The organism is Winogradskyella costae (assembly GCF_013403865.1).
Taxonomy (GTDB): Bacteria; Bacteroidota; Bacteroidia; order Flavobacteriales; family Flavobacteriaceae; genus Winogradskyella; species Winogradskyella costae.
Genome location: NZ_JABFDK010000002.1, coordinates 127,989 through 148,692, shown reverse-complemented (window position 1 = coordinate 148,692; position 20,704 = coordinate 127,989). Strand labels below are relative to the sequence as shown.

Below are 20,704 nucleotides of genomic sequence, written 5' to 3'. Positions count from 1 at the left end.
AGGGTATTAACGTTTTCGACTGCGATCTGTTTTACATCGTCTACAAGGAGATAAATAGGTTACTGAAACCTCATAGACACCATTAGTTCTTCCTATTTTAGAGGTATTCATATCGTAAGACAACCCGAATCTAAACTCTGTAAATTCTAATCCAAAGAAGCCATTGACAGACGTTAACATATGGCTGTTATTATCATTTTTCGCAGGATTGGTAGCCGCTGTAAGACCAATAAGAAATTGATTTACCATAAATAATGATCCAATATCTAAACGATTATACTCACCTTGTTGCATATAATTGGCAGTCAGCATAATGCTATAATTATTCCTAAATGGAAATCTAAAATTACCATGTAGAGAATAAAAAATATCTAAGGGTAATTCTTCTCCATCTACAAATGAAATATTGGGGCGATTCAAATGCTTTGCTGAAGCCCCAAACCAATAAGTTACGCCATTAAATTCTTCTCTCTCAAACACAAAACCAGCAGAAACATCTCCGAAAAATACATTGTCTACTGTATTACTTAATGGATCTACAGACACAGGATTCACTACGCCAGAATTTATATTTATTTGATCTGCTAAGGTAAGATTGCTAAATCCAACATCTTTAAAACCCAACCCAACTTCTAAAGCGGGCCTAAAGTACCAACCACCATCTAAATTAACACGGTGTGCGTAATTAACATTAAGTTGATAATAATTGTAATTGCTAAATGCTTCGTGTTGTCTTAGGAAATTTACTCCCAATCCAAAACCCAAACTTGGTCCATAATCAAATGATTTATTGAGGTAGGCGTATTGTGTATCTACTCTTAAATCTAAATTTGGCCATTGCGTTCTGCTTAGTACTCCGGCTGCAATTCTATCGCTATCTTCAAAACCTGAGAATCCAGGATTTATTGTTTCTTGTATATAGTTAGATTGCGTAAAAATCGGATCCTGAGCTTGCGCTTCTAACCCCACTAAAACCGCTATAATACTTATAATTTTTTTCAATGTCATTTCGGTTTTATTTGATAAATACAAAAGCTCCTTGTTTCTTAATTTCATCTCCGTAAAAAGTCTTGGCGGTAAATGTGTAATAGTAATTTCCATTTTCGGCTTCTTCATCTTTCACTTTACCATCCCATCCTCGTATAGAATCCCCCGACTCTTTGTAGATAAGACTCCCCCAAGTATCAAATACTGTAATTTCTAAACCGCTCAACCCTATAAAAACAGGTCCAAAAAAATCATTTATACCATCTTCGTTTGGAGTAAACGCATTTGGTATAATTAATTTATAACCTTCTTCTATAATTAGGGTAATTGTTTTTTCGTATACACAACCATAAGGATACGTTACGGTTTGTTTTACCACATAGCTACCAGGAGTGAAATAGGTATGAATGGGATTTTCTTCTCCCGAAAAACTACCATCCCCAAAGTCCCACAGTATGGTTTCGTAATGCCCTGTGGCTTCGTTTATAAATTCAATAGGATCTTGAATGGCGTAAATGCCATAATTTAAATATCCATAGGATGTGGTAACAAAATCAGCATCTCCCAATGTGGTTAGCTCCACATTAAATGTGTAATTAATTGAACACCCAAAACTATCTGTAACATCTAAAATCACTAAGCCATTTTCGTCCGTCGTCATAAATTCATTGTTGGCACCACTAACTGTTCCACTAGACCAGCTATATTGAAATGGTGGTACTCCTCCACTTGTTATAGCTATAAACGTTTGATCTATAGTTCTGGCCTCACAATTCACATCAACTTGTTCTTCAACATTTAAAACCAATGGTTCAAACCTGGTAACTTCCCAACTACCTTCAATAGTACAACCATTAGCATCTGTAACTGTAGCGACATACGTGTTTGGTGGCACATTACTTAAATCTTCCGTGATTGTTCCATTAGACCAAACCACATTAAAAGGTGGCGTTCCTCCTTGTATAAGTAAATTAATGGCTCCGCTATTAGCATCCTCACATTCTAAAGCATTAGTAATTGTTGTAGATAAGACTAATGGTAAAATATTATGAATAGTAAAACTCTCTTGAATCACGCAAGGCACACCATCTGTAATCGTCACCGTATAGGTTCCTGGCGCTAAGTTATTTCGCTCTGTACCAGCAGCGGCATCATCATCCCAAACAAGGGTGACGGGATCAATGCCACCTACAAAATTTAAGGTAATACTGGCATCGTTCTCACCAGCACAAGTCATTTGTCTGACTTCCGGATCAATTAAAAAGACCGGAGGTTCATCAATAACCACAGGAAACTGACGTTCACAATTTTCAGCATCCGTTATGGTAATTGTATATGTGCCTCCAGATAAATCGGTTTGACTATAACCTGAACCTAAATTGCTCCACGCAATGGTATACGGTGCTACACCTCCAGAAATTGAATTAATAAGTATTGATCCATCATTGTCACCATAACAGACAATTTGTGATACACTCAAATCGATGTCAATTTGATCATTTTGAATAATCTCAACCTCTAAAGTATCGCTACAACCAGAATCATCTGTAACTGTAAGATTATAAATTCCTGCGATTAATGTGTCTATATTTTGATTTGTACTTGAAAAACCATTAGGTCCAGACCAAGCATACGTGTAATCCGTTCGACCTCCAATGACATTTACAGAAATAATTCCCGTAGCATCTCCAAAACATAAAACATCCGTTTTAGAATCTAGTGTTACTTGTAATTCATCGGGTTCTTCCACATTAAAATCTAATTCTATTGGTCCGCATGAATTAGTATCCGTCACTGAAATCGTATAATCTCCTGGTGCAAGATTGGACAAGTCTTCATCTGTAGAAAATGGTGCTCCATTCAATGTCCACGTATATTCATAAGGAGGTGTTCCACCTGAAATATCAATGCCAATCTCTCCATCATTGGCACCAAAACATGAAATCGTTTCAACATCAAAATCTACGTCACTAAAGATTAACTCATCGGGTTCTGATATGGTTATGATTTCAGAATACGGACAACCACCATCGTCTTCAATAGCTAAAGTGTAGTCTCCAGCTTCAAGATTAGAAATATTTTGGTCTGTGCTTGAAAATCCATTTGGGCCTGTCCAAGTGATGTTATAGGCGCTTCCTGTTGAAAAAGGAATCCCTCCCACAATTGTAATATCTATAGTTGCGGTATTCACCTGATAACACAAATTATTCGTTACGGTTGAAGCTACCGAAATTGAAGGATTAACCGTAACTACAACGTCAAAATCCAAACCAGGACAGTTCCCTGAAACAGGAGTGACTGTATATGTTACAGTGGCTGAATTTGTCGTTGTGTTTTCTAAAAACTGTGATACTGTTGCAATTGGTGTTAACTGCTCCGTGGCTCCTGTTATGCTTCCTGCCGGACTCACAACTGGTGTTGTCCATGTGTATAATGTATTTAGTGGTACAATATCACCTGTGTTACTGGTGTCTGGTACAAATGTGAATGTATTCCCACTACAAATTAATACATCAGCATCATCAATAATAGGAGTTTCATTGACGATAATTTCTGCTGTGGTTGATATGATTTCAGTACAACCACCGGAGCTAAATGTGATAATAGCGTAATAATATAATGTTCCGACAGTATCAACTTCAGGACTATAGGTATCAGATGTGGCTCCTGGAATAGCACTTCCTGTAGTAGTGTCATCTACAGAATTTAAATACCATTGGTATGTCGCTATGCCTGTGCCATTAGTATAAGCCACTGTTAATGCTGAAGTGGTTTCCCCTAAACATAATTCATCTGAAATAGGTAGTGCACTAAACTGCGCTCCTGCACTAATTTCGATCTCTGCTAAATTGCTTATAACTTCACAACCTGAAACATCTTGAGTTATGACACAGTAATAATACAATGTTCCTACAGTAGTTGCTGGAGGTGTATATATACTTGAAATTGCTCCTGCTATTAGTGTTCCTGAAGTGGTATTGTTTACAGTATTGACATACCATTGGTAAGATATCGTCCCTAAACCGCCTGAAACCGATACTTCCAAATCCTGAACCGCAGAATTCTGACATAAACTTTGAAAATCCAGCGGTTGAGTTGTTATCACAGGATCGGCAACCACCTCTATTTCTGAAACGTCGCTTATAAGCATTGAACAGCCATTAGAGACAAAAGAAATTTCTGCATAATAATAAAATGTCCCAACCGTATTAAATACAGGAGGTGTATACGTAGACGCTGTTGCACCAGAAATTAATGTGCCACCTGAGTTACTATTAGTGGTATTACTAAACCATTGGTAATTTGCATTTCCTGCTCCTCCAGAAATAAGGACTGATAATTCCTCTGAACTACCACCAACACATATAGATTGTGTGTCTATGGGTTGTGTGTCGATTTGTGGAGCATTAGCAACTTCAATTTCTGCTGTATCTGATATTATTTCATTACAACCACCAGAAGAAAACGTAATAACAACGTAATAAAAGGTAATGCCAACGGTATCTGTTGGTGGAGAAAATGTGGCTGAGGTTGCTCCTACAATCGCAGTTCCAGAAGTGGTATTATTTATTGTATTTTCATACCATTGGTACACCGGAGTTCCTGTACCTTGATAAGCAACGGACAAATCATCTGTTGTACCATTTTGGCAGACACCATTTGAAATAGGTTGCGTTGTAATTAATGGAGCAGGCTCTACAATAATTTCAAAATCAACTGACAATCCTTCACAACCATCAATTTCTGGTGTTACCGTGTATATTAAAGTAACTGGAGATGTCGTAGAATTAATTATGGTTTGTACCGGAATGGTATTAGACGTTCCACTTGGCGTATAACCTGTAAGTCCTGCTGGATTATTAGACACCCAACTGAACGTTGTACTCGGATCGTCTGATGTTAATATAATCGCAGTCGTTGAAGCTCCTGAACAAATGGTTTGCAAAACATCTGTATTGGTAATTGTAGGAGAATCGTTAATAGAAAATGTTTCGGTTTCAGTCGTTGTTCCACAACCATTTGTGATACTAAAGGTAATTGTATAATCACCAACCGTTGTATAATTTATTGTTCCTGGATCTAATTGATCTGATGTTGCCGGTGAACCTCCAGGAAATAACCAGCTATACGTTATCGTATCTGAAGCAGGTGCACAAGTATCAACCGTCGCTATAGGATTAAAAGTTAAGGCACCACAAGCATCATCAACAGGATCTAATACTGCTGTTGGTGGTTGTTTAACCTCGATAAATTGAGAGGTTGAAACATCACCACAAGAATTTGTAGCCGTCATGATGATTTCATAAGTTCCTGCAGTATCAAATTGAAACGAAGGATTTTCAGAATTTTCATCTGTACCATTTGTAAAACTCCAGGATTCTGAAATCCCACAAAACGCTGAGGTGTAGATGACTTCCCATAAGTATGTATCCGAACCACAAGACTGAGAAAGATCTATTGTATTTGTAACATTAACATCAAAAGGAATACAACCTGTGTTGCTACTGACATCAAAACTAGCGACCAACTCTGGTTCAATACAAATCGTTTTACTTACTGGTGCAGTAGCACCACAAAAATTCTCTTCACTCAATGTTACGGTATATGTTCCTGGAGAGGTATACGTATGACTTGGACTTTCTAAATCTGAGGTCGTACCATCACCAAAATCCCATACATGATTAGCTTCTTCTGTACAATTTGGACCGTAACCATTTTCAGTTGTATTAGTAAATTGTATCTCAGTATTAAGACAGCCGGGTGCATCAAATTCAAAATCAACTTCTGGTAACGACAATAAGGTAATAGGACCTGCAGTAGAGATCGTATTTCCACATGATGTGGATATATTTAAAGATATTATATATCCAGAATTAGGACAACTCGATTCTGTATAAATGTGATCTAAAGGAAATGGACTTGCAGCAGAAGGATTTGCTGGATCATAATCTGAAGATGCCGCAATTAAATTTCCTTGGGTAAACGTTTCCTGAGTACCATCTCCATAATCTACAGAATACGTAGTGTCTTGAGGATTTTCTCCCCAATCTGCTATCGTAAAACCTAAATCGTTTACAGGTAAACATAAATTAGTTGTATTACCAGGGTTTGAGACATTACCGCCCGGGTTACTTGAGTTTTTCACAAGATACGTGTCATTGGTAATACAACCATTAACTCCATAACCCGTAATCACCATATCAAAAGAACCTAACACATTATACGTATGGGTTATCGGAAATGAAATATTGGTTTGAGAAGCACCATCACCCCAATTTATATCATAAGATGTTACACAGCTATCAGAAGGTGATATATTCCCTACATTAATCGTATAAGATGGATCTACCGTATTATTACCACAATTATCAAATGGAAGAAATTGTGCATCTAAATCTTCAAAACTAAGGTTAGGACGTTGCTTGACGCTTATCGTTTTTGTGCTACTTGCTGTACAACCATTACTATCTGTAACCGTTAAATTTGCTGAAAAATTTGAAACACCACAGCCAAATGCATTATAGCTATGTGAAGGGTTGGCATTCGTAGAACTACTCGAGTCACCAAAAGTCCAATCATAAGTAAAAGGTCCATCTCCCGTTACCGTAGAAGAAAAACTAACAGGTGTCCCAGAACAAGCATCATCGTTAAAAGAAAAATTTACCGTTGGAGGAGCTGCAACTGTTATGGTAGCTGTTCCGTTTGCCGTCGATGTTGTATTAGAGCCATCACGAACGGATACTAATTGATACACAAAACTACCAACCATACTTGTATTCACATTAATTGAAACTGAAGTGTCAGCGCCACCTGTTGTTACGGTTTGATTAGCGCCTCCATTAATAGTATATGTAAATGTATATGGAGTAGAACCTGCAGATCCTGTAAATGTTATTTCTGGCTGTGGACTTTCATTACGGCAGACCGTTGTAGTACCAGATATATTGGCATTAGGCACCAAACCAAATGATTTTACCTTACTTAATTCTAGTTTATCGTGGTTGGTAACAACACTATTAGAAATATTAACTGCTCCAATAATACCAAAAGCCAAACCGATAACCGTCAGTAGGCTATATTTTATTTTCCCCATAAATATGTAATAGCTAATTACTTAAAGGTTTCCAATGTAGATAAATTCTTGTTAAGTCATTATTAAAATTTAACATTTTCGACAAGAACATTGAAATCCCCATGAACAACACTTTTAGCAACATAATTGCGTGTAAAATATAACCTTTCATGAATATTTGAAATACACGATAATGGGTATTTTTAGACTAAAATCGTATTAATTCTTTATAAATTCTTTTGATATAAGTACTTACAAAATTTCAGACTTTAGTTAAAATGATGGATTTTTTTCTTCACAATCAAGTGGTCGCACTCATAAAATTAAAGCAAGGTGCCCATGCTAATTATAAGCTTTAAATGCTAACAAAAACGCATTTCATCGGATTTATTTGCTTTTTATGGATGAAAATTCAAAAATAATAGTATATTCGCCCCATAATTATTTCATTCATCCCCAAACCTAATGAAAAAAATTACATTATTTTTTCACCTTTTACTACTCTTTGTCTGCTCTAGTTATGCCCAGCAATTAGAGGGAATAAAAAGAGTTAATTATTATAACATTGATGAAAGAAGTTTATCACAATTGGAGGGTTATGATTATAATATCTCGACAATACGAAATTGCGAATCTTCAAACGTATACTCTTCATCTGCTACAAGAGCGTCTCATGAATCTAATTATCCTGATATTCTTATCATTAGTCTAGCCGAAGATTTTACTGCACACAATTCAAACTTTAATATTTCAGCGAGCAACACTCAGAATTCTTTTGTATGGGGAAACAATGGTGCCGTTTTAAACAGTACATCATTACCTGTAACCGTTAATCTTAGTTCTGAAATACCATTAGAACTTACTACCAATGTTTCATACACGGCCATGCAACGCATTTGGAAGATTGTTAAAAATGGTGAAATCATTCCAAAGCTAAATCTTAAACTACCACAAGACGCTATTACGGCTACCGCTACCGAAGGCAACTATTACATGCTGGTTTCCGATTCAAATACCTTCGATGCTCATGTCGATTATAGAATACTGAATTTAGATGCCGATGGATATTTAGAAACGGATTACAACTTTAGTGACACATCTTATATCACTTTTGGTTTTTCAGCTCAAATTACAGAAGAACGTGCTATCTATTTTAACGGTTCTGACAGTTATATAGATATGCACAACACTTTAGATTTAAATCCTTCTGGTTTTTCAATTTCTGCATGGATAAATCATGATTCACCCCAAACCGCGGATACTTCTATACTTTCTAAAAGAGATCTCGCATTTACTGAAGGTTATGATTTAACATTGACTGATGCAAATAAAATTAACATTAAGTGGATAAATGACGGTAGTCAATCACTTACATCTCACACCGTAATTCCAAGTAACAAATGGCATCATATTGCGGTTACTTACAACGGCTCGGAAGTTTCCATATATATTGACGGTGTACTAGATAGTGTTGCTGAACAATCCGCTCCTAAAGTTACTGATAAATCATTTCACGTTGCAGCTGCCGGAAAAAGATTAACAATACAACACTTTAAAGGTCATATCGATGAGGTTCGTATTTGGAATACGTTTTTAACAGAAGACCAATTGCGCTTTATCATGAATCAGGAAATTGCTGATGACTTTGGTAAAGTAATAGGAAAGGCATTACCAATTTCGGTTACAAAAAATGAAATTAATGCAATTCCTTGGTCAAATTTAGCGGCGTATTATCCGATGTCTAATTTCACGTATAAAAATACTATTGATGCTTCGGAAAACAATAATAACGGTTATTTAAAACACCTGTTAACTGTTGATAAAGAAACGGCACCATTACCTTATATTTCAAATCAAGATGGGGATTGGACGACTAACACCTCTTGGCTAAATGGAAATCTACAAAATATACCTGGATCTACATCTATTGTTAATCCCACAGAAACCATAGATTGGAATATCGTTAGAACTTCCCATCGATTAACCATGAACAACGTCCATTTACCAATATTAAAGAACAATACGAGAACGCTCCTTGGTTTATTCGTTGACTCCAATGAATTAATAGTAACAGGAGACACAGAAACCTATGCTGGAAATGGCTTAGCCATAACACATCTTTTAAGCCTTACAGGAACCATCGATTTAAATGGAGAATCACAATTAATTCAAACGTTAGAAAGTGACTTAGAAGTAATAGCTAATGGTAAAATTGAGCGCGATCAACAAGGTACTGCAGACACCTATACTTATAATTATTGGTCCTCTCCTGTAAGACGTGTAAATTCTGAAGTTGAAAACTTTAGAGTGATGGATGTTTTAAAAGATGGAACCGATCCGAGTACCCCTGAAGATATCCAATTTTTATCCTCAGGCTATAACGGAGCCGCCACCCACCCTATTAAAATAGCCGATTACTGGATTTGGAAGTACACCAATCTACCGAGTAATAACTATTCTGCATGGCAGCACATTAGACGTACCGGTAATATATTACCCGGAGAAGGATTTACCATGAAAGGTCCAGGGACAGGTCCGATTTCAGCGCCTCAAAACTATGTATTCTCAGGAAAACCAAATAATGGAGATATTAATCTTCCTTTACTTTCTAACAGTGATTACTTAATAGGCAATCCTTATCCTTCTGCTATAAATGCCTTACAATTTATTAAAGATAATGGACCTGATGCCACACCTAATGGACTCCCATTAATTAGTGGAACATTATATTTCTGGAATCATTGGGGCGGAGGTACACACGCAATACAAGACTATGCTGGTGGCTATGCTACTTTTAATTTTTCTGGCTCTGTTGCTGCTGCATATAAAGGAAGTAACCTTTCCGCCTTAGAATTCGATGGGGAACCGACGAAAGCTCCAGAACGTTATATTCCGGTTGGACAAGGTTTTTTTGTAATTGGACAAAACACAGGAACAATCAACTTTAATAACGGACAACGTACGTTTAAAAAAGAAGGAAATACTTCTGTGTTTATGAGGAATTCTAATTCTGGTACTACTGAAAACGAAGCGTATGTTGAAACTGAAGACCAACGCATGAAATTTAGAATAGGTTTTAACTCTGTTAATACAATTCGTCGTCAGTTATTATTAACCATAGATGAAAATTCGACATCTGGAGTAGACTGGGCTTATGATGGAGAAATTAACGAAACACAAATTGATGATATGTTTTGGCTTATTAATGATGAGGCTTACATTATTCAAGCTAGTAATGAATCTGATAGTTCCGCAATCTATCCACTAGGCTTAAGAACACAAACAGATGGTATTAATTCAATATTCATTGATGCTTTAGAACATGTCCCTATTAGTATGAATGTGTATTTACACGATAATGAATTAGGTATTTATCATGATTTAAGAACAGGTAGTTACGATATATTCTTAACAAAGGGAGATTATTTCGATCGTTTTGAAATTACGTTCGGTACGCAAAATAATGTGTTGGGGATTGAGGACCACATTACAAATCCATTAGGTGTACTGTACTCTAATGCTATTAAAAAAATTGTCGTTGTAAACCCTAACCAAATTGATCTAAAATCGATAATTGTTTTTAATATGCTAGGGCAATCTGTCTGCAACATTAATACGGTTGAGCAACATAAGTATTCGGAATACAATATAAAAAACTTAAATACAGGAACCTATATCGTTAAATTACAAACAAATGCAGGCCTGATCGTAACAAAAAAAATTATAGTTGATTAGTTTAGTTAGTGATTAGAAAGTCTCAGTTTGTAAAAACTGAGGCTTTCTTTATTTTAACAGGTTAAAAAGCGCCTCAAAATCTACCTTATGTTGCTCGCCTGAAGCCATATTTTTTAAGGTGAATACTTCGGATTTTAATTCTTCCTCACCCATGATAACCACAAATGGAATATTACGACGGTTCGCATAATTCATTTGTTTTTTCATTTGCTTACCAGAAAACGCAGCATCAGGAAACAATTCTGCTTTTACATTGGCTTGTCTCAATTTAGTAACGGCTCCCAAACTAAACATAGCCTCTTTGTCACCAAAATTAATGAAAAGTACTTTTGTAGATTCCGCTATGGTTGATGGAAATAAATCCAATTCCTCTAAGACCAAATAAATACGATCTAAACCAAAGCTAATCCCTACTCCACTCATATCTTTAAGACCAAAGATTCCGGTTAGATCATCGTAACGACCACCTCCACCAATGGATCCCATTTTTACACCTTCGGGTGCTGACACTTCAAAAATGGCACCTGTGTAATAATTTAGACCTCTTGCTAAAGTCACATCTAATTGTAACGTTGCTGTTTTTAGTTTTAAGTTTGAAATGGCTGTGTTTATAAATTTGAGTTCTTCAATTCCTTTTAGTCCAATTTCAGAAGTACTTAAAATAGATTTTAAACTTTCAATCTGGTTACCGAAATCCCCTTTTAAGGTGAATAAAGGCTGAAGTTTAGAAATCCCTTCTTCAGAAATCCCTTTACCTCGCATTTCTTCTTTTACCTTCTCTTCACCGATTTTATCTAATTTATCTAAAGCGACTGTAAAATCAATGAGTTTATCTTGTGCACCAATCACTTCTGCAATCCCAGATAAGATCTTACGATTATTGATTTTTATGGTTACTCCTTCTAATTTTAAAGCTGAAAATACCGCATCGTACAACTGTACAAATTCTACTTCTTGAAACAACGATTTAGAACCTACCACATCAGCATCACATTGAAAAAACTCTCTAAAACGTCCTTTTTGTGGACGGTCTGCACGCCAAACGGGTTGAATCTGGTAGCGCTTAAATGGGAACTCGATTTCGTTTTGATGTTGTACGACGTAACGTGCAAAAGGCACCGTGAGGTCGTAGCGCAATGCTTTCTCAGAGATTTTAGGAGTAATTAAACTTTCAGATTTAGAATTATAATCATCTTCTGAAATTTTCTTTAAATATTCTCCACTATTCAAAATTTTAAAAATTAAGCGGTCTCCTTCATCACCATATTTCCCCATTAAGGTCTCTGAATTCTCAAAACTTGGAGTTTCAATAGGTTGAAATCCGAAAATTTGAAACTGCTCTTTTATCGTTTCCATGATATAAGAACGTTTTGCGACTTCCTCTGCGTTAAAATCTCTTGTACCTTTTGGGATGCTTGGTTTTTGTGCCATGTTTACTTTCCACGAAAGTGGAAATCTTATTTAGTGAAACTTAATTTAAACTCTATAGTAATCACAAAAATATTATATTTTTTAGAGGTCTTGTAAAGATATCTTCATTTTATAGTAACTTTATGCTGTTTAAGTCGTCTTATACTTAAAACAACCCAACTAACGCGACAAAAAACTATGTTTTCATTAGCCAAAGAGAATATTAGAATTGCTTTCGATTCTATAAAAAGTCAATTGCTACGAACCATTTTAACGGTTTTAATTATCGCAATTGGTATCATGGCATTGGTCGGAATTTTAAGCGGAGTATCTGCGTTAGAGAACACCATTGCTAGTAATTTCTCTTCTATGGGTTCTAATACTTTTAATTTTCAACGCTACGAATTTACAGCGCAACGTCAAAGCAGTAGAGAACGTCAGAAAATAAATCCAATTATCGATTATAGAGATGTAAAGGATTTTGAAGACAATTATAATTTTCCATTTACTAAAGTGGCCGTATCCTTTTATGGTACTTCTGCGGCTGAAGTAAAATACGATAACAAAAAAACAGATCCGGAAGTAGCCGTGTTGGGCGCAAACGAATTTTATCTTGAAAATTCTGGTTTAGAGGTTGAAAACGGGCGTTCGCTCAATGTATTTGATGTTGATAATAGTAATGCGGTTTGCGTTATTGGTAGCGATTTACAAAAAGCATTATTTCCTGTTGAAAATCCTATTGGAAAAACTATAAGCATTAGAGGTTCTAAATTTAAGGTGGTTGGTGTTTTAAAAGAGAAAGGAGCTACGTTTGGTAATAATCAAGATTTGCGCGTATTTATGCCGCTTCAAAGAGCGCGTTCTATTTTTACAAATCCAAATATTAATTACAGTCTTAGTGTTAAAGTAGATAAAACGGATATGTTAGAAGCTGCTCAAGATGATGCCATATTAACATTTCGTAATATTAGAGGACTAAATCCAATAGAAAAGAACGATTTTGGCATTGAACGTAGTGAAGATCTATTGAACCAAGTGGCACAAAATACAGCGGCGCTTTATGTTGCAGCCTGGATTATTAGTATCATCACCATTTTTGGATCTACCATTGCCCTGATGAACATTATGCTAGTTTCGGTAAGCGAGCGCACACGAGAAATTGGTGTAAGAAAAGCGCTTGGAGCTAAAAGCAAAACGATTGCCTTTCAGTTTTTTATGGAAACCATAATAATTGGTCAGCTCGGTGGTCTTTTAGGAACTATTCTTGGAATTTTAATTGGTTTAGCTGTTGCCAAAGGCTTTGATCTTGAATTCTCAACACCATGGGTGGCGATGATATGGGCAACAAGTATCGCTTTTATAGTCGCTGTAATTTCGGGTTTATATCCTGCGACCAAAGCGGCAAAATTAGATCCTATTGAATCTTTACGTTATGAGTAATATATTCCTGCGAAGGCAGGAATCTCAAACAACATCAGTAATTTAATTTCTATTTATAATTGGATGTCAGTTCGCGTGACATTGCTTTTCTCACAATGTTGTATCGAGAACCTTAAAAATAGCATTATCTAACAAAAGCTTCTCGATGCAATTTACGTGTACCTCACAAACCACTCGAAGTGACGAATTAAGATTATTATTTTTTGTAATAGGGATTTATCCTTTTACTAGATTAGAAAAATAATTAAATAATTCTCCTTTTGTAATACTCGCACCAGATTGAATCATTTTAAATATATCTAAATGTTTATCGTCTGAATAGTCTTTTTTAGCATTAAAAAATTCTACAGAATCTGACAGCAAATTATCTCTTAACCAATTAAAACCTTCTTTGGTTGTAAAATCTACATATTCATTTTCAATTCTTAAAGCAATTAAACGCATGCTCTTTTCATTGCATTCAAACAGGTGAATTTGATTAGGCGAAATATGCTCTAAATATTTTACTTTAGTTAAAACACCAAGCCAAACTAAATCGCTAAAAACATCTAATTCTTGTTCAGCAGTTTCTGGTTTATTCTTTTTAATAGCTTCCCATTCATCACCTGTAATAGATTGTGTTGCTAAGAAGTTGATGAACTCTTCGCGTAATTCTTCAAATTGTTCTTTGGTTAATCTTGAATATTTCATGTGTTTAAATAATTACTGTTATTTATCGTGAAGTATATTTGAGCTGTCTCTCAATTCATAAATTGATAAGACGTAATTTTATAGTTAGTGAATTTTTTATAAAATTAATTTATAGCCTTAAAAGCCTCAAAAGGTCTGTCCGTTGCCATAATATTTGCCCCTTTTTCTTTCCAGCGGTTATATAATTCGTCTCCTTTGGCTTCCGCACTTTTATCTAAGTTACCTAAGGTACCCAACATGCAAACAATGTTATTATCGTGTAATCTCTTAAAAAACGATTCTTCTGATAAGCGTGTTCCGGTAAAAGCCAACATGTTTTCTGTTGGTATTTTAGCGTCTAATAAACGTTCAAATTCTTCATTATTTCGTGCAGAAACAGATAGTAATAATTGTGGTGCTAATTGGTATGCAGAGATAGCCTGTTCTATATTGTAAGTTATAATAATACTATGATCTTCTGCATTGGCCTTTTTAATAGCGTCTATAACAACTTTTTGACTCACCGTTTTTTTAATATCGACGGTAAGAATAACATTCTGCTTTACACACCAATCTAATACGTCTGAAAACAATGGGATTTTAAAAGTGGTTTCATTACCATGATCGTCCACTAAATTAAAGTGTTTCAATTCAGCAAATGTTAATTCATCGACCTTTCCAGTTCCTGTTGTGGTTCTATCAATAGTGTTATCATGAAGCAAAATCAATTGCCCATCTTTAGTTTGCGCAACATCAACTTCATAAACAGCAACAATACTATCATTGACATATTTTAAAGTCTCTAAACCATTTTCTGGATAGTTAAATAATCCTTTACCACCGCGATGTACACTAATATTTGGATACCCGGAATTAGAAGCTTTAAAAAGCGCTATAAGCTTAGAAGGCTGTGTTTCAGAACTTTTTATTATTTCTGTAGATTGCTTACAACTAAAAAGAGCGCAAATAGTAAAAATTAATAGAAAATATTTCATGTTAAAACCGTTTAAAAAACTAGTTGACTAATGACCTGATTGCACTGTTAAAAAAAAACTATAAAAAAACCGCTTAGTAAACTAAACGGCTTTTTAAAATTGTAATAAAATGATTATGCGTCAGCAATAACTTCGAAAGTTAAATCTACTGTTACTGATCTGTGTAATCTAATTGCAGCTTCGTACTGACCTAAACGCTTAATGTTACCACCATTGATAGAAATAAATTTCTTATCAACATCGTGACCAGCAGTTTTAAATGCAGCAGCTAAATCCATAGTGGTAATAGAACCAAATAATTTATCTCCAGCAGTTGCACCAGTTCCAGCTTTAGCTGTAATTTTAATATCTAAACCTCTTATAGCATCAGCAGTTTTTTCAGCTTCAGCAATAATAGTTTTCTCTTTGTAAGCTCTTTGCTTTAAAGTTTCTGCTAATACTTTCTTAGCAGAAGAAGTAGCCATAATAGCTTGTCCTTGAGGAATTAAAAAATTTCTACCATAACCGTTCTTAACAGATACAATATCGTCTTTAAATCCTAAATTTTCAACGTCTTGTTTTAATATAAGTTCCATCGTGTTATGATATTTTATTTTAATAAATCAGCAACATATGGCATTAAGGCTAAATGTCTAGCTCTTTTTACTGCCACAGATACTTTTCTTTGATATTTTAAAGACGTTCCTGTTAAACGCCTTGGTAATAATTTACCTTGTTCGTTTACAAAACCTAGTAACCAATCTGCATCTTTATAATCTACATACTTGATTCCAGACTTCTTGAAACGACAATATTTCTTTGTCTTAGACGTCTCAATATTTAACGGAGTTAAATATCTAATTTCGCCGTCTTTTTTTCCTTTTGCTTGTTGTTCTATTGATGACATAATTACGCTTTTGCTTTTGCTTTAACTTTCATTTTTTCTCTTCTTCTCTCAGCCCATGAAATAGCATGCTTGTCTAATTTCACAGTTAAGTAACGCATAAAACGTTCATCACGTCTAAATTCTACCTCTAAAGGCTCAATTGCTTCTCCAGCAACAGTGTACTCAAATAAATGGTAAAAACCACTTTTTTTGTTTTGAATTGGGTAGGCTAATTTTTTTAGTCCCCAATCTTCTTTTGATACCATCTTAGCTCCTTTAGAAACGAGGAAATCCTCGTATTTCTTTACTGTCTCCTTTATCTGGTCTTCAGATAAAACGGGATTTAAGATGAAAACAGTTTCATAATGATTCATAATAAATAATTTTGTTTATTGTTAAAACGGCTGCAAAAATACATATTATTTCTATATTTGACAATGTTTTTTGAATGTAAAATAAGAAAGGTTTTCACGGCATAAACACAATGTTAAATACTACGGTTTGTCGGTATTATTTGTTTTTTAACCGAATTTATCGTACTATTGTCGATATCTTAACCTAAAATTAATAATGTTATGACTTTAAACTGTGTAGTTGTTGATGATTCTGCGATTCAGCGCCTCTCTATAGTAAAGTTAATCGAGAATCACTCTTCGCTTAACCTTATTGCAGAATACAGCAGTGCGTTAGAAACAAAAAACGGTCTTAATACCCATAAAGTAGATCTTATCTTCTTAGATATAGAGATGCCGGTATTAAACGGTTTTGAATTACTCGATGTACTCAACAACAAACCCCAAATTATTTTTGTTACCGGTAAAACCGAATATGCCTTTAAAGCATTTAATTACGATGCCACCGATTATCTTCAGAAACCAATCACAAAAGAGCGTTTTAATGTTGCCGTAGAAAAAGCTATTGAGCAGCATAAATTGAAACTAGACTTTAATGAAACTGATGGTGAGCATATTTTCGTAAAAAGTAATCTTAAAAAACGTAAAGTTTATATTAAGGATATTAAATGGATTGAAGCCCTTGGAGATTACGTTAAAGTAGTAACAGAAGAAAACAGCCTAGTTGTTTTATCAACAATGAAAGCGTTTGAAAGTGAATTGCCCGAAGGTAAGTTTTTAAGAATTCACAAATCTTATATTGTGAATCTCGATAAAATTGACCGTTTTAACAGTAAAAATGTTGAAGTCGGCGCGTATGAGATTCCTTTGAGTCGAAATAAAAAGACCCAATTAGTAGATGCTTTAAATAATATGTAGAATCTTACATTTACATATAAAGCATTACATTATAATTTTGAAAAATCCTGAGCAACTGCTTAGGATTTTTTGGTTCTACCTCAAAAAAAAAAATTCCCCTAAAGAGGACAATACTGATAAAGAATACTCATGTTTCTTTAGCGTGATTTCTTTTATTAAAAAACCTCAATTATGTTTAAAAAAGTAATCATAGAAATTGTATCTCAAAAGTAACAGTACTTCCTAAGGGCCATCAAAACCGTAATGAAATTGATTAGTTACAATTTGTAGGTCTACCAGGTTTTTAAAACCTGCTAGGTCTTAATAATTATCCACATTAATCACCACACGAACTGGTCTAAAATCTTTTACAGCATTGAAACTATTATCTATTTTCCTAATGGCTTCTTTCGTTTTTCCTAAAGATTGTTTCGCTGGAATTTTAACTAAGATGTTTTTATGAAATAAATTTCGGATTCTTGATACAGGTGGAAATTCTGGACCTAAAACATTAGCTTTAAATAGTTGCTTTAGAGATTTAGCATACCAATCTGCAGCGAGATTAACTCTATCATAATCTTTATGTTTAAACGTAATTTTAATTAACCTGTAAATTGGTGGATATTTAAAATTGTAACGCTCGTTCATTTGCTCAGTAAACATCTCTTTATAAGCATTTGTAGAGACTTGTTGTAAAATATTATGATGCGGGTTGTATGTCTGAATCAATACTTTACCTCGTAAATCGGTACGACCTGCTCTACCAGACACCTGAGCCATTAATTGATAACTACGCTCATGTGCTCTAAAATCTGGAAAATTGAGTAAATTATCAGCATTCATAATACCTACTAACTTTACAAATCTAAAATCTAAACCTTTGGTTAACATTTGTGTGCCGACCAAAATATCAACTTCACGCTGCTCAAAACTGTTTATAATTTTCTCAAAACCATATTTTCCGCGCGTGGTATCTAAATCCATACGTGCCACTTTCTTATCAGGAAATAACACTTTTACCTCTTGTTCTATTTGCTCTGTACCAAATCCCTTAGTATCTAAAGTCGCATTTCCACAAGCTCGACAGCTCTTTAGCATTACAGAATTATAACCACAATAATGACAACGTAATTGATCGCGATATTGATGATAAGTTAAACTCACATCGCAATTAGGACACTGAGGAGATGTACCACAACTAGTACATTCTATAATAGGAGAAAAACCACGTCTGTTTTGAAATAAAATAATTTGAAACCCCTCTTCTAAAGTTTCTGTCATTTCTTGGATTAATCTATCGCTAAAATGACCTTTCATGCGCTTCCGCTTGTATTTATCTGCTAAGTCTACCAACTCAATATCTGGCATTAACACATTGTTGTAGCGTGTATTTAATTCTACTAAACCATATTTTCCTTGGCTCGCGTTAAAATAAGATTCTAAACTTGGTGTTGCTGATCCTAAAAGTGTTTTAGCTTTAAATATATTCGCCAATACGATTGCTGCATCTCTAGCATGATAACGTGGAGCTGGATCGAATTGCTTATAGGACGACTCATGTTCTTCATCTACAATTATAAGACCTAAATTACGAAATGGTAATAATAATGAGGAACGCGCACCAATAATAACTTGGGCTTTCTCAGAATTAGCTAACATATTTTGCCAAACCTCTACCCTTTCATTTCCTGAATACCTAGAATGAAAAACAGCTACTTTGTCTCCAAAATAATCTTGAAGTCGATTAACCAATTGCGTTGTTAATGCAATCTCTGGCAATAAATACAGTACTTGCTTCCCTAGGTCTAATTGATTTTGAATAAGCTGTACATATATTTCGGTTTTACCAGAAGACGTCACACCATGCAATAAAGCGACTGATTTATCTTTAAAGATTGCCTCCACTTCATTATAAGCCTCTTGCTGCGCTTCACTCAGTCGTTTAGTGTCTGAATCTCCATCTCCATCAAACTGGACACGATCGACTTGAATGTGATATTCTTCTAAAATATGTTTATCAATTAAGGTTTTGACTATCGAATTTGATGTACCGCTGCGCTCTGTTAAATCTGAAACTTTAATAGGTTGTTTTAGCGAAGCTTCCATTGTAAATAATGTCAGCACAACTTCGCGCTGCTTTGGCGCACGACTCAATTCATCGAGTAGTATCTGTAATTTTTCTTGAGATTTATGATTCTGATGTAACTTAACATACCGCACTAATTTTGGCGTGTACTTTTCGTACATTTCTTCTTGCAAATTCAATACCCCTTTCTCAACCAAACTGTTAATAATAGGTAATACACGCTTTTTATCTAATATAGAAACTACATCGTTTATCTTTAAAGACGATTGGTGCTGTAATGCTTCGTAAATTAAGTATTCTTCATCTTTTAATTCAGACGTGTCAATATTAATTTTTTCATTTCTAGAAATAACCGTTTCACTTTCTAATAAAAATGCATTTGGCATTGCTGCTCGCATTACTTCACCTAAGCTACACATGTAATAACCCGAAATCCATTCCCAATGCTGTAGTTGCGTTTCTGTTATAACAGGCGCATCATCCATAATCTGATGAATTGTTTTAGCGTCGTAAGCTGTGGGGGGATTTTTATGAATGCTATACACTAAAGCCGTGTAAATTTTACTCTTACCAAAAGGTACAGAGACACGCATTCCTGGTGATAAAAACTCAGATTCTGCTTCTGTAATATGATACGTAAACGCTTTTTGTAGCGGTATCGGCAATATGACGTCTATAAAATGTAACATTATTTTACACGTTTCCAATATTGCGTCCTGTAGAAAAAGGCCAGATAACCTCTTACCTGAAGGGTGTCTGGATCATCTTCAAGCTTAAGACGGCATCTATAAGTGGTACCATTTTCAGGATTGAGTATGGTGCCTCCGTCATAAACCTTTCCGTTTTTAGTTAAACCTTCTATAAAAACCAACCCAACGATTGGTTGATCTTTGTGAGCACCGCTACAGTCATTACAAGTTCTAGATTCTACATCTGGATTAGTTACAGCTATGATTTTACCATATATTTTACCGTCTTCTTCATAAATTTCAACTATAGATTTCGCATCACCTGTATTATCATCTATGGTTTTCCACTTCCCTAAAATATTCTGAGCTGGCAAATTAAAAAACACCGTGAACAAAATAAAAAATGCTAAAGTGTTTTTAATCATAGTTTGTTTTTTTAGAGATTTATTTCTCAAATGTAATAGGTTTAATTTAAAAAACCATCGCGATTAGAGATGGTTTTTAA

At 34.9% G+C, this 20,704-nt stretch carries 13 protein-coding genes; 3 read left to right on the top strand and 10 right to left on the bottom strand.

Annotated features, from left to right (window positions below; all coding sequences use genetic code 11):
• Window positions 1-6: 6 nt before the first annotated feature.
• Window positions 7-1,008 (bottom strand): PorP/SprF family type IX secretion system membrane protein, encoded by a 1,002-nt coding sequence (locus HM986_RS07860; RefSeq protein WP_179334533.1) that lies wholly within the window; start codon window positions 1,006-1,008, stop codon window positions 7-9.
• Window positions 1,009-1,015: 7 nt separating this feature from the next.
• On the bottom strand, window positions 1,016-7,081 hold the full coding sequence (locus tag HM986_RS07855; protein WP_179334532.1) for a PKD domain-containing protein: 6,066 nt from the start codon (window positions 7,079-7,081) through the stop codon (window positions 1,016-1,018).
• Between the two features lie 444 nt (window positions 7,082-7,525).
• Here HM986_RS07855 and HM986_RS07850 point away from each other — a divergent pair, with 444 nt between their 5' ends.
• On the top strand, window positions 7,526-10,795 hold the full coding sequence (locus HM986_RS07850; RefSeq protein ID WP_179334531.1) for a LamG-like jellyroll fold domain-containing protein: 3,270 nt from the start codon (window positions 7,526-7,528) through the stop codon (window positions 10,793-10,795).
• Between the two features lie 48 nt (window positions 10,796-10,843).
• On the opposite strand, the gene hisS is transcribed toward HM986_RS07850, so the two are convergent.
• Window positions 10,844-12,226, bottom strand: a complete 1,383-nt coding sequence (gene hisS, locus HM986_RS07845) for a histidine--tRNA ligase (RefSeq protein WP_179334530.1) — start codon at window positions 12,224-12,226, stop codon at window positions 10,844-10,846.
• Window positions 12,227-12,403: 177 nt separating this feature from the next.
• On the opposite strand from hisS, the gene HM986_RS07840 reads away from it, so the two are divergent.
• Window positions 12,404-13,645 (top strand): ABC transporter permease, encoded by a 1,242-nt coding sequence (locus tag HM986_RS07840; protein WP_179334529.1) that lies wholly within the window; start codon window positions 12,404-12,406, stop codon window positions 13,643-13,645.
• A gap of 216 nt (window positions 13,646-13,861) precedes the next feature.
• Here HM986_RS07840 and HM986_RS07835 read toward each other — a convergent pair whose 3' ends face one another.
• From HM986_RS07835 to rpsF, 5 genes are all read right to left on the bottom strand, one after another.
• Window positions 13,862-14,335 (bottom strand): DUF6495 family protein, encoded by a 474-nt coding sequence (locus HM986_RS07835; RefSeq protein ID WP_179334528.1) that lies wholly within the window; start codon window positions 14,333-14,335, stop codon window positions 13,862-13,864.
• A 104-nt stretch (window positions 14,336-14,439) separates the two neighbouring features.
• A complete protein-coding gene (locus HM986_RS07830) occupies window positions 14,440-15,309 on the bottom strand; it encodes a glycerophosphodiester phosphodiesterase family protein (protein ID WP_179334527.1) in 870 nt (289 codons plus the stop codon).
• Between the two features lie 113 nt (window positions 15,310-15,422).
• Window positions 15,423-15,884, bottom strand: coding sequence for a 50S ribosomal protein L9 (gene rplI / locus HM986_RS07825; protein WP_179334526.1), 462 nt, complete (start codon window positions 15,882-15,884; stop codon window positions 15,423-15,425).
• A 14-nt stretch (window positions 15,885-15,898) separates the two neighbouring features.
• On the bottom strand, window positions 15,899-16,198 hold the full coding sequence (gene rpsR, locus HM986_RS07820) for a 30S ribosomal protein S18 (protein ID WP_172837628.1): 300 nt from the start codon (window positions 16,196-16,198) through the stop codon (window positions 15,899-15,901).
• Entirely contained in the window at window positions 16,198-16,548 is a 351-nt protein-coding gene (rpsF, locus tag HM986_RS07815; RefSeq protein ID WP_178984070.1) for a 30S ribosomal protein S6, read from the bottom strand. Before rpsF ends, rpsR begins: the two co-directional genes overlap by 1 nt.
• 201 nt (window positions 16,549-16,749) lie before the next feature.
• On the opposite strand from rpsF, the gene HM986_RS07810 reads away from it, so the two are divergent.
• Window positions 16,750-17,445, top strand: a complete 696-nt coding sequence (locus tag HM986_RS07810) for a LytR/AlgR family response regulator transcription factor (RefSeq protein WP_020894444.1) — start codon at window positions 16,750-16,752, stop codon at window positions 17,443-17,445.
• 300 nt (window positions 17,446-17,745) lie between these two features.
• Here HM986_RS07810 and priA read toward each other — a convergent pair whose 3' ends face one another.
• On the bottom strand, window positions 17,746-20,199 hold the full coding sequence (gene priA, locus HM986_RS07805; protein WP_179334525.1) for a replication restart helicase PriA: 2,454 nt from the start codon (window positions 20,197-20,199) through the stop codon (window positions 17,746-17,748).
• On the bottom strand, window positions 20,199-20,624 hold the full coding sequence (locus HM986_RS07800) for a DUF2147 domain-containing protein (protein WP_115809374.1): 426 nt from the start codon (window positions 20,622-20,624) through the stop codon (window positions 20,199-20,201). The genes priA and HM986_RS07800 overlap by 1 nt, the downstream gene beginning before the upstream one ends.
• Window positions 20,625-20,704: the final 80 nt, after the last annotated feature.